The following is a 10,975-nucleotide window of genomic DNA, read 5'->3' as shown; positions in this document are numbered from 1 at the left end:
TGTTTCCATGGTTTACGAGGCCCTTAGTGCAGGCTGCCGTGTCGGGGTTTTGTCTGTGGAATGGAAAAATAGGAAAAGCAAGCTTGCCCGAGCCATTGGACTTTTGGAAAAAAACAATAAAATAGTGTCCTTTGAGGCATGGAAAAGAACTGGTGCATGGCCGGATCATGCGGGTTTGAATGAAGCTTCCCGCTGTGCTGTGGAGATTTTAAGGAGATGGTGGCCGGAACGCTTACAATAGTACAAATGCTGCCGGAATTAATCACCGGGGGCGTTGAAAGAGGTACCCTGGAGATAGGGGCGTTCCTTGTTAAAAAAGGTCATCGTTCCATTGTTGTTTCAAATGGCGGACCCATGGTTGACGAGCTTGTTCAAAACGGTTCAAAACATATAACCCTGCCGGTTGGATATAAAACCCCCAGATCTTTTTTCTGTATTCCAAGATTGAGAAGACTTTTTGTCCAGGAAAAGGTGGATATTTTACACCTTCGTTCCAGAGTTCCCGCATGGGTGGGACTGCCGGCAGCAAAAACCATAAACAAAAAAATACAGCCCCGCATTGTTACTACTTTTCATGGATTTTATTCAATTAATCCCTATTCTGCAGTTATGACAAAGGGTGAAAGAGTCATTGCCGTTTCAAGACCTATCAAAGATCATATCAGGGAAAAATATGGTGTTTTTGGAGACCGTGTAAAAACTATTAACCGCGGCTTTGATGCTTCCCGTTTTGATCCCGGACTTGTGAATCCAAAGCAGGTCTCTGACCTTAAGAAAAAATGGAGTCTTGTAAATAAAAAAAGCCCGTTCATGATGCTCCCTGGTCGGTTTACCAAATTAAAGGGGCATATGCTCTTTTTGTCTGCACTTGAAAAGATAAAACATCTTTCATGGACTGCCATCTTCGTGGGTGATGAAAACGAAAAACCAGAGTATGCAGTTCTGTTAAAAAAGGAGACTTTGAAAAGGGGCCTTGAAGGCCGGGTTGTTTTTGCGGGACATTGCAATGACATGCCGGCAGCGTTTATGCTCTCCGATATAATGGTAAGTGCTTCAATCCATCCCGAATCATTTGGCAGGGTGGCTGTTGAGTCCCAGGCCATGGGTGTTCCTGTTGTGGCAACAGCTCTTGGCGGAAGCCTTGAAACCATAATCCCTGGGGAAACCGGCTGGCTTTTTCCTCATACGGATATTGATGCTTTTGCAAAAGTTCTGGCTGAGGCTGTTGCTGATCAGGAAAAAAGGCAAAGTATGGGTCGGCAGGCAAAGGTATGGGTCGGTAAAAATTTTACAACCCAACTTATGTGCGAGAGAACTCTCATGCTGTATGAAGATTTAGTGGCAGCACCTCGCAAGCAGTCATAACCACAAAAAAAGGATATCTCGGCTCCCACATATCCATGTGGTAAGAAGCAAGTAAAGAAACTTTAAAACGATTATCTATTCAACTCTTTTATTTTATAATACTTTAAAAATTGTGCGAATGCATCTATCATGCTCAAAGCTATCCCGTCGATTCCGTATATAAAATATCGTTTCAAAATATAATATTTGAAAAATATGGCTGTAAAGCCGAATGTTATTTTTAAGGTAGAGGACTTTTTTCTTTTTAATATTGCGTTTTCCGCTTGCAGTGTTGAATAAAAATTAATCTTCGATATTTTTTGTTCAATCGAAATGATCGGCCTGTGTATTATTATATTTTTCAATTGTTTTGTCCGCTTTTGTTCTTCCCTGCTGTTCTCTGCTACGTCTTTTATGATTACACAATCATGAACCGTGCTGTTTTTGAAACCGGCTTTACTTTTGTCGTATAATCTTATCCGATTTATATAGCCGGCAAATCTGTTCGGTCTTTTTTCATACCATAATGTATTTGTTATTTTTATTTTATATCCACTGAATTCACAGTGTTTATCGGAATTTTTTTTTGTAAAAAGCTCTATTATCTCATCTGCCAATTCCGATGTAACTTCTTCGTCCGCATCAATACTTAATACCCACTTGTTTTTACATAAATTTTCGCCAAATTTTTTCTGGGGCCCATAACCTTTCCATTTGTTATGCACGACTTTTGCGCCTGCCTTTTCTGCAGTTTCTACTGTATTATCCGTACTTCCGTCTTCAACTACTATTATCTCATCCGCAAAATTTTTTACTGCATCAATAGTTTTGAAGATTCGTTTTTCTTCGTTTTTTGCAATTATAAATACTGAAAGAGGTATTTTCATAGTTTTCCTTATTTATCCCCCCATTTTTTTAAAATTGGAGAGCCCAAAGTTCTTGGTAATTAATTTACCCTGAAACATATTCCAACGTCAACTACATAATGACGTTCAAAAAATATGAGAGCAGCAACATTATTATTGAAAAAAAATCCGTATTCTATGGTATACTTCATATAATTTGATATTTTTTGTTTAAAAAAATTGACTTTTTGAGCAATGCTGATTATCTAATTAAATTCTTAATTATTACACGCAAAAGGAATTACTATGTCATGGTAAAATTTAATTTTTATAAAATCAACAAACATTGATGAACAATTGACCTTTATGAGCAATAAGGATCATTTATGAATATTTTGATGATATCACTTGATTTTCCACCAACAGTCGGGGGTATCTCGGCCCATGTCTTTGAACTTGCCAAAGCTATCTATAATCATGGACATTCTGTTTCCATTATTACTCGTAAGCTTTCATCGCAAAAAACAGATCGGTTTGAAATTGAAAAAATCAAGGTCTACAGCTTAAAATTAAGATGGATCGCTCCTCTTTACGGCTGGCAATTGAACCGCTATATTCATGAGTTACTCCCGGAAATCAAACCGGATATCATTCATTTGCATGGTATGGCCCCATTGGAAGGTTATAAAGTGAAAAATATTCCAATGGTATATACTAACCATACTTCCGGTTATTTAAAACGCATTCGTAAAGGTGGACTGCGTCGAATGGCGCTGATAAAAAGAAGTTTTAAAAAACCAGATCTTTTTCTCGCACCCAGCAGGGAATTATTAGAAATACCCTTTTCAATCAATGCCCTTAAACATTATATTCCCAACGGTGTAGATGATCAAAAATATATTTATAATCCAAAGGATCGAAGAATCATACGCCAGCAATTAGGAGTGTCCGATCATGATATTATCGGTATTCTGACTCGTCGTCTGGTAAAAAAAAATGGTGTGATACACCTTGCCGAAGCTGCACCGTATATAAAAAATTCAAGATTAAAGTTACTGATAATAGGGGACGGTCCGGAACGTACTTCTATCGAAAATTTATTAAATCGTAATTTTAAAAATCGATTTTTTATGCTTGGGAGCAAATCACATGACCAAATTATTCCATATTATAGTTGTGCTGATTTTTCAATTTTACCATCCCTGATGGAAGCAACTAGTATCAGCGGTTTAGAAGCGATGTCGGTGGGATTGCCACTGGTGGGTACCAGAGTTGGAGGTATCCCTGAATTAATAAAGGATGGTAAGAATGGATACCTGTGCCGCCCTGCAGATAGTAAGGATCTGGCAGAGAAAATAGATCAATTGACAGCAAGTGATTTACAACCTTTCGGAGAAATATCCCGGCACAGAGTGAAAACTCAATTCGCCTGGTCACAGATTGCATCTCAAACAGTAACGCTGTATAATAAAATAATATGAAAAAAATTTTATTAGTATTTGGAACCAGACCTGAAGCCATTAAAATGGCGCCTTTAGTTAAACAATTGAAGTGCAATCCATCTATCTTTGAACTCCGTGTTTGTGTTACAGCTCAGCATAGAGAAATTCTAGATCAAATTTTAAAAATATTTGATATAAACCCTGACTATGACTTAGATATTATGACCAGGTATCAGGATTTATATGATATAACTACTGCGGTCTTACAGGGATTGAAATCGGTAATAAATGATTTTACTCCAGACCTATTATTGGTCCATGGTGACACGACCACCACATTGGCAGCCTCTTTGGCAGCCTTCTACCAGCAAATTGATGTAGGGCATGTTGAAGCCGGGTTACGCACAAATAATATTTATGCCCCTTATCCCGAAGAAATAAACAGACAATGCACAACAAAAATTGCAAAATATCATTTTGCTCCTACGCTTTTAAATAAAAAAAATCTTATGCGGGAAAATGTCATTGAAGAAAATATAATTGTCACCGGCAATACTGTAATTGATGCGTTGATGATGGCAGTTAATAAAATAAAATCAGATAAGGTGCTGGAAAAAAGGATCAAGCGTCAGATTGAAGATATGGGCTATCCTATAAAAAATCTGGATAACGATCGTAGATTAATTCTTGTTACCGGCCACCGACGGGAAAATTTTGGAACCGGTTTCTTAAATATTTGTGAGGCCCTTAGAGAAATTGCTTCTCGGCATCCTGAAATTGATATCGTTTATCCCGTTCATCTAAACCCAAATGTCCGAAAACCGGTCAATAAAATATTGTCAAACATTTCGAATGTCTATTGTATTGAACCGCTAGGGTATGAAATTTTTGTTTATTTAATGAGCCGTTCCTATTTCATCCTGACGGATAGTGGCGGGATTCAGGAAGAAGCCCCATCTCTTGGAAAACCAACCTTGGTGATGCGCAAAGAAACGGAACGGCCTGAAGCTGTTGAAGCCGGTACGGTAATCCTCGTGGGAACGGATAAGGAAAAAATTTTTCAACACATGGAGATTCTTATTAATAATAAAGAAAAATATCAAGAAATGGCAACTTGTTATAATCCATATGGAGATGGAAGGGCAACGACAAGAATTGTTGATTTTCTTAAAAGTCATCTTTAGCTTTTTAACAATACAACAAAGAGCATTAATGAAGAATAATTTGAAAACGGTATACAGAGTAATTGTATGTTAACAAGTAATCGTTTGAAATGGGCATTTCGCCTGGATAGTTTTTGTATAGTTGTGGGTGCGATGGTTCCTGTGGGTATTATCATTGGAAATGCCGGTTTTGAATCCATGGTCGCTTTGGCCGGTATATGCTGGATAATTCGTTCAATCATTGCAAAAGAAAATCCATGGCCGGGCCTTTTGAAGCATCCGCTGATTCTGCCATGGCTGTTCTGGTATGGGAGTATAATTATCAGTCTTGCCTGGAATGGACCAGGAAGCAAGGGTTGGGCTCATGATATTGTTTTCATCCGATATTTTCTATATTTTTCAGCCTTATTGGATATTTCAAAAAGACGCTCCATAATCACTCCTCTTCTCATCGGCCTTGCTGCCGGAGTCCTGTGGAGCTTGTTTAACATTATTCTTGCTTATGCCATTGGGCATGATGTCTTTGGTAAACCTCTTATCCGGTATACAAGTAAATTAAAAGAAGCGGGTCGAGTAGCAAGTCTTGCCGCCTATATCGGTCCCTTTTTTCTTGCCTGGTCTTTTTTGGATTTCCGTTTGACTTATAAGATGAGAATTGCAACAGCCCTTGTAGGAATAATGGCAATGATACAAATTTTCCATGTGCCCATTCGAACCGTTCAGATTGCAAGTATTGCAGGCATTCTGTCATTTATGACGTATTTTATATTTACTAAAATTACTCGAATTTGGACATTTTTTATTATTCTTTTAATGGGACTGTTCATAGGAATTTTTATTAAATTCGGGCCCCAGTGGGACTTTAAAAGTTTTTATGACAGGATCAGCATCTGGAAGGTGGCATGGGTTATGTGGCTCGATCATCCTATTACAGGAGTTTCGGTTTCTGCATGGCAGGATTCTTACAAAGAAATAGTTGCATCCGGCTCGGTAAGTCCTTATGTGGCATCAGATGGTTTTATGGTCCGATCACCCGAAGCAGCACATGCTCACAGCCTTTTCCTTCAATTGCTTGCCTGCACTGGAATCCTTGGTTTTTGTAGCTTCTGTTGGCTTTTTATCAATATTATTCGGATGGCGTTCCAAAAAAATGTTTCAGGATGGCGTATTGGACTCATTACCTGGCCCATCGTTTTTATTGTTATTGGATTGACCGGCTGGAATATATTTGGATCACAATATCAGACTGTTTTTGCCTATTTCATGATCCTGACAGCAGTTTCAGTTAATCAACAAGAAATCTAAAGATTGGGCGGTAGCAATATGCAAATAAGGAAAAATATGATTGCGGAGTGGATATGCAAAAAAAAATATATCCACCGAAGTATTCGTGAATTTTTAATCAAAATAATTTCACCGGATTTTAATAAAGGGCACACCTTTGAAACAGATTTCTTTGGTCTCAGATGGCCGGGCACGACAAGCAATTATATTGACTATCAAGTTTTGTTGCGGGGCGCGTATGAGAAATTCATGTTGTTCTTCATGAGGGATGTTGTCGTCTCCCTGCCGAAAACAGAAACCGTTTTCCTGGATGTTGGGGCAAATATAGGCAATCATTCACTTTTCATGTCCAAATATGCGCCAATCGTCCATGCCTTCGAGCCCTATGAGCCGGTAAGAGAAGCATTAAAAAAGAAAATAACTCTGAACCGGATAAAAAATGTCATTGTTCATCCAAAGGGTTTAAGTTGTACAAAAGAGATTATCCCCTTTTATAGCCCAAGCGTATCAAACCTTGGGACAGGATCATTTGAGAAAGAATATTGTGCAGACAACAAGCAAACTATCATTCCTTTAGCGGTTGTCATTGGCGATGAAGAGATATCTGAACATGACATTTCCGGTATCGGTCTGATAAAAATTGATGTAGAAGGACATGAGCGCCAGGTAATAAAAGGACTCCGCCAGACGTTGGAGACCAACCGGCCGGTGGTAATATTCGAGTCCTCGCCTGCCACTAAAGACTCGTTGGAAACTTTTGAGAATATGACATCTTTGTTCCCGGATCAATACTCTTTTTATATCTTTTCAACAAAAAATAAGAAAAATGGTCGGTATAAACTTAGACAGCTCACCACTATGCATTCCTTGGACAGCAATGAAATTATCGCCTTTCCACAAGAAAAAATAGGCCATATACTTGAACCGAAAACTTAGTGACAGCTCAGCTTTTAGCTTATATTCCTTGCAAAAACCCGAAGGTTTGGTTTGAACATTGGGTGGAAAAACAATATTTTAAGTTGGTAATCATCAAAAAGATTTTTTATCAATTTTTTATTAAAAAAACCTATGTGTTCTGGAGGTTGAACTTCCTTCCATTCCATGAAATTTTTGGGGACCCGAAAGTGTCCGGCATCTGGTGTGGTCAAATATAACACTCCGTCTTTCTTGAGTAATTGTTTGATTGATGCCATAAAATTGTGGACATCTGTTAAATGCTCTATTACCTCACAGCATAAGATTAAGTCAAACTTTTTACCTTGTTCGGCAAGTTCTCCGGAAGTCATATTGTAATAGCTATTATCAGGAAATAACCGTTTGGCATGATGTATTGCATCCGGGCTTAAATCAATCCCTGTTGCAGTTAAACCATAGCTTTTTGCGGCTTCAGCACCAAAGCCGATATTGCATCCAATATCAAGAAAATCTTTTCCTTTCATGAATTTTGTCAAAAGCCAGAGCTTTCTTTTAAAACGCTTTACCTTCCAATTAATATTTTCTAAATTTTTCTTATTCCCATCATAAATATCATACACCTTTTTCAATTGTTCTTCAGTGGGGTATGGGGTCATATAATAAAAACCGCACGATTTGCATTGGACAATTGTACAATTATTTTTTGTTCCGATTACATCATATTGTTCTTTTTTACAATAATAGCAATTCATGGAAATTAAATTATCCTTTGTAAGTTGTTAATGGGAAGATAGATTCGTCTAAAAAAGGTATTGTTTTTCCATCTTTATCTGGTGAAGCCTATAAATCCTGATGATATCTCTGCCCATTGCATCAATAGTGTGGTGTTTTTTTACAAGGTCACGGGCTGTTTTAATACGTTCTTTAGTGATACCTTCATATTGTAAGGTCTGTAAAATTTTATCGGCAAGGTCGGAGGAATCGTTTGTTTTAAACAGCAGGCCGGTCTTTTCATGGTCAATGATATCAACAATGCCGTCATTTTTAGATCCGATAACCGGGCATTCACAAATCATGGCTTCTATGAGAGCCTGGGGAGTCTCTTCAAACGGGACACCTTTAATATCTAAGGATGATGGCAGGACCTTGCAGGCAAGTGCGCGATAAAAGGGCCATACATCTTTTTTAAACCCGGTAAAATGAATCTGGGTTTCGATTTGCAGATTTCTGGCCAGGCTTTTAAGAGAATTTATATATTCATTGGTTCCTTCACCTGCAATGGCAAGATGATAACCCAAAAGTTTGTGTTTAATCTTTTTAAATGCCTCAAGAAGGGTTGAAATTCCCTTATCTTGTGATACCCTTCCCACAAATCCAATGAATTTGGTTCCGGGATCAAGGCCAAGCTCTTGGGCAAGTGCCTTTCTTGCTTTGGCTTTTTCCAGAAGATGGCCAGGCTCAGTAATTCCGTTCGGTATGGAAAATATCTGCATGGGTTTGAGCTTAAATACTTTTTGAAGATGTTTTGTGGTATAATCCGTGGTTGTGAAAATATAATGACAAAGCTTTTTATATACCCTTCGATTATACCAGGAGTTCCTCACATGGGCGTTGTTATGCCTTGAAAGAATCCTTAAGGGAATGCGGGTTTTTTCTGCTGCAAAAAGGGCCAGCCTGGAATCTTTGTTTCCGTGAGTATTGATGATATCGGGTTTTTCATTGTAAAAAGTACTTTTTAATAACTTGTAATCCTTTATTATTGAAAGTTTATTAAATTCAATCCCATAGACTTTAAATCCGTGTTTCTTTGCTTTCAAGAACAAATGGGTATCTTTAGGAGCCACAATGATAATCTTGTGTCCTTTTTTTTCCATCCAGACAGATTCATTGAAAATCCTTTTTTCAAGGCTCCCCCACCGGGTATGGCAGGTGGTATGAAGTATTTTATAAAGAGATATCATTTTTTCAGGTTGATTTTAAAGAAGTTTTGCTTCAATCCTTTTGATATCTTCGGGCAGATCAATCTCAGGAGAGTCATATCCAGTGATCACCACTTTGATCTTATAGCCGAATTCCAATACCCTTAATTGCTCCAGTTTTTCAACATGTTCGCATGTTCCCGTAGGAAGTGCAACCAGCTTGTCCAGAAAGCTTTTTTTGTAGGCATAAAATCCAAGGTGCTTGTAAAAATCAGCCTTTGTTTCCCTGTCCCTTGGATAGGGAATCTGCGCTCTTGAAAAATACATGGCAAATCCTTTATGATCAAAAGTGACCTTTACATCCTTTGGATCGGTTATTTCCCTTTCATCTTTTATCTTGAATGCAAGGGTGGACATGACAAGGTCAGGATCATCACCAAAGGGTGAAATCATTTCATCAATGGTCAAGGGATTAAACACAGGCTGATCTCCCTGGATATTGACGATAATATCATCGGGCTCAAGGGTCAATATATCAGCCGTCTGGGCCACCCGGTCAGTTCCGGAACGACAGTCATCCGAGGTCATAACGGCATGGCCGCCAAATGCTTCAACCGCATCAAATATCCGTTGGTCATCGGTGGCTACAATGGTTTTTGTAACCGCCCGGGATTTTTGGGCCTGTTCATATACCCGTTGTATCATTGATTTTCCGGCAACAAGGGCCAAAGGTTTTCCTTCAAATCTGCTTGATCCGTATCTGGATGGTATTACAGCAATCGTCATGGGGATCTCTTTTACATTTTCAGGAATAAGGCTCTTGCCTTATCCCTTGTCATGATATTTTTCCAGTCTTTGCCAAGACAGTTTTCCCATAAAGGATCAAGGCCCAAGGCAACAGTGATCATTTTTTCAATCTGGTCTTGTTTAAGATTTTTCACAAGATCCCGCGGCAGCTTAATATTCCATTTCTCCATCATGGTTCGAAACTCTTTGACACCTTCAGGATAGAATTCATCCAGATAATCAAAGACAATGCAGCAGCCGATCCCGTGATGGGTACCCAGTACATAGGAAAGCCCGTATGATAGTGCATGACAGGCCCCTACCTGGGAATAGGCAATGCTCATGCCGCCGAAAAATGAGGCCATCATAAGTTTGTCGTCCCTATCCGGATGATCGTCCAGGAAAACCTGCCGGCAAAGATCAAGGGCCTTTTCTCCATAGGCTTTGGAAAATTCATTCAGAAATGTTCCTTCAAGGGATTCGATACAGTGAATATAGCAGTCCATGCCGGTATAAAAGTGCTGGTCCTTTGGAACATCAAAAATCAGCTCGGGATCAAGAACCACCTGATCAAAAACAGTATAATCGGAGTTAAGACCAAGTTTTTTTTCAGGCCCGGTCAGCACGGCTGTTCTGGATACCTCCGCACCGGTTCCCGAAAGGGTGGGAACTGCCATGTGGCAGACAGCAGGGTTCTTAATCAGGTCCCAACCCTGGTAAAGGGTGGAAGACCCCTCATTGGTCAGCATCAGGGATATGGATTTAGCAAGATCCATACTGCTGCCGCCGCCAATGCCGATAATGGCACAGGGAAGTGTTGAACGGGCCGCTTTTACTTTAAGGGTCAGCTCATCAACATATCCTGTTTTAGGTTCATCATCCACGTTGACCCATAAAAGCATGTCATTATCATGCAGGGGAATTCTTTTTTCCAAAGTGTTGCCTTTAAACACATCATCAGTGACAAACACAACCCATGCGTCTTCATTATTACGTTGTAGTTCTATAATATCATCAAGCTGTGCAAAACAGCCCCTTCCAAAGATAATATTGGGAACCAGCTTAAAGTTTCTAAACATTTTTTATCCTTTAAAAGATTTCATTATGGCCAAAATTCTGTTTTCAATATCTTCTTTTGTCCATGACAGCATGATCTGCATGGACAGGGTTCTTTTCATGATATTGTCAGATTCTTCTAAAACAAGGTTTTTATAATCCGGCAGATTGTCTGCCAGCTCAAAGGCAAGTTTTGCAGAGCGTTTCATTTCTTTTAAGTG

At 39.0% G+C, this 10,975-nt stretch carries 11 protein-coding genes and 1 pseudogene; 6 read left to right on the top strand and 6 right to left on the bottom strand.

Annotated elements, in window-relative coordinates; all coding sequences use genetic code 11:
• Both K8S13_RS16605 and K8S13_RS16600 read left to right on the top strand, forming a co-directional pair.
• On the top strand, positions 1-241 hold a 241-nt coding region (locus tag K8S13_RS16605), incomplete at its 5' end, for an ELM1/GtrOC1 family putative glycosyltransferase (protein WP_291464213.1).
• On the top strand, positions 217-1,365 hold the full coding sequence (locus K8S13_RS16600; protein ID WP_291464211.1) for a glycosyltransferase family 4 protein: 1,149 nt from the start codon (positions 217-219) through the stop codon (positions 1,363-1,365). The genes K8S13_RS16605 and K8S13_RS16600, both read left to right, overlap by 25 nt.
• A gap of 71 nt (positions 1,366-1,436) precedes the next feature.
• On the opposite strand, the gene K8S13_RS16595 is transcribed toward K8S13_RS16600, so the two are convergent.
• The gene (locus K8S13_RS16595) at positions 1,437-2,231 is read right to left on the bottom strand and encodes a glycosyltransferase family 2 protein (RefSeq protein ID WP_291464209.1); all 795 of its coding nucleotides are present in this window, start codon (positions 2,229-2,231) and stop codon (positions 1,437-1,439) included.
• A gap of 344 nt (positions 2,232-2,575) precedes the next feature.
• On the opposite strand from K8S13_RS16595, the gene K8S13_RS16590 reads away from it, so the two are divergent.
• From K8S13_RS16590 to K8S13_RS16575, 4 genes are all read left to right on the top strand, one after another.
• A complete protein-coding gene (locus tag K8S13_RS16590; RefSeq protein ID WP_291464207.1) occupies positions 2,576-3,670 on the top strand; it encodes a glycosyltransferase family 4 protein in 1,095 nt (364 codons plus the stop codon).
• Complete coding sequence (wecB, locus tag K8S13_RS16585) at positions 3,667-4,815, top strand: non-hydrolyzing UDP-N-acetylglucosamine 2-epimerase (protein WP_291464205.1); 1,149 nt, start codon at positions 3,667-3,669, stop codon at positions 4,813-4,815. Before K8S13_RS16590 ends, wecB begins: the two co-directional genes overlap by 4 nt.
• A gap of 66 nt (positions 4,816-4,881) precedes the next feature.
• Positions 4,882-6,099, top strand: coding sequence for an O-antigen ligase family protein (locus K8S13_RS16580; protein WP_291464204.1), 1,218 nt, complete (start codon positions 4,882-4,884; stop codon positions 6,097-6,099).
• Between the two features lie 36 nt (positions 6,100-6,135).
• The gene (locus tag K8S13_RS16575) at positions 6,136-7,014 is read left to right on the top strand and encodes an FkbM family methyltransferase (protein ID WP_291464203.1); all 879 of its coding nucleotides are present in this window, start codon (positions 6,136-6,138) and stop codon (positions 7,012-7,014) included.
• A 14-nt stretch (positions 7,015-7,028) separates the two neighbouring features.
• On the opposite strand, the gene K8S13_RS16570 is transcribed toward K8S13_RS16575, so the two are convergent.
• From K8S13_RS16570 to K8S13_RS16550, 5 genes and pseudogenes are all read right to left on the bottom strand, one after another.
• Positions 7,029-7,745 (bottom strand): class I SAM-dependent methyltransferase, encoded by a 717-nt coding sequence (locus K8S13_RS16570; RefSeq protein ID WP_291464201.1) that lies wholly within the window; start codon positions 7,743-7,745, stop codon positions 7,029-7,031.
• Between the two features lie 48 nt (positions 7,746-7,793).
• Positions 7,794-8,954 carry a glycosyltransferase family 4 protein gene (locus K8S13_RS16565; protein ID WP_291464199.1) on the bottom strand — a complete coding sequence of 387 codons (1,161 nt, stop codon included), beginning with the start codon at positions 8,952-8,954 and terminating at the stop codon, positions 7,794-7,796.
• A gap of 15 nt (positions 8,955-8,969) precedes the next feature.
• A complete protein-coding gene (gene kdsB, locus K8S13_RS16560; RefSeq protein ID WP_291464197.1) occupies positions 8,970-9,698 on the bottom strand; it encodes a 3-deoxy-manno-octulosonate cytidylyltransferase in 729 nt (242 codons plus the stop codon).
• An 11-nt stretch (positions 9,699-9,709) separates the two neighbouring features.
• Positions 9,710-10,777, bottom strand: coding sequence for an iron-containing alcohol dehydrogenase family protein (locus tag K8S13_RS16555; protein ID WP_291464195.1), 1,068 nt, complete (start codon positions 10,775-10,777; stop codon positions 9,710-9,712).
• 3 nt (positions 10,778-10,780) lie between these two features.
• Positions 10,781-10,975 (bottom strand): annotated as a pseudogene (locus K8S13_RS16550) (L-glutamine--2-deoxy-scyllo-inosose aminotransferase KanB); the annotation flags it as partial.

The organism is Desulfobacula sp. (assembly GCF_021107415.1).
This window is presented reverse-complemented; position numbering and strand designations above follow the sequence as displayed.

What these genes read in the sequence shown, in the direction of transcription:
- K8S13_RS16575 (WP_291464203.1), top strand. Translation starts at nt 6,136, where the DNA reads ATGATTGCGGAGTGGATATGCAAAAAAAAATATATCCACCGAAGTATT.
- K8S13_RS16590 (WP_291464207.1), top strand. Translation starts at nt 2,576, where the DNA reads ATGAATATTTTGATGATATCACTTGATTTTCCACCAACAGTCGGGGGT.
- K8S13_RS16600 (WP_291464211.1), top strand. Translation starts at nt 217, where the DNA reads ATGGTGGCCGGAACGCTTACAATAGTACAAATGCTGCCGGAATTAATC.
- K8S13_RS16565 (WP_291464199.1), bottom strand. Translation starts at nt 8,954, where the DNA reads ATGATATCTCTTTATAAAATACTTCATACCACCTGCCATACCCGGTGG.
- wecB (WP_291464205.1), top strand. Translation starts at nt 3,667, where the DNA reads ATGAAAAAAATTTTATTAGTATTTGGAACCAGACCTGAAGCCATTAAA.
- K8S13_RS16580 (WP_291464204.1), top strand. Translation starts at nt 4,882, where the DNA reads ATGTTAACAAGTAATCGTTTGAAATGGGCATTTCGCCTGGATAGTTTT.
- K8S13_RS16595 (WP_291464209.1), bottom strand. Translation starts at nt 2,231, where the DNA reads ATGAAAATACCTCTTTCAGTATTTATAATTGCAAAAAACGAAGAAAAA.
- K8S13_RS16555 (WP_291464195.1), bottom strand. Translation starts at nt 10,777, where the DNA reads ATGTTTAGAAACTTTAAGCTGGTTCCCAATATTATCTTTGGAAGGGGC.
- kdsB (WP_291464197.1), bottom strand. Translation starts at nt 9,698, where the DNA reads ATGACGATTGCTGTAATACCATCCAGATACGGATCAAGCAGATTTGAA.
- K8S13_RS16570 (WP_291464201.1), bottom strand. Translation starts at nt 7,745, where the DNA reads ATGAATTGCTATTATTGTAAAAAAGAACAATATGATGTAATCGGAACA.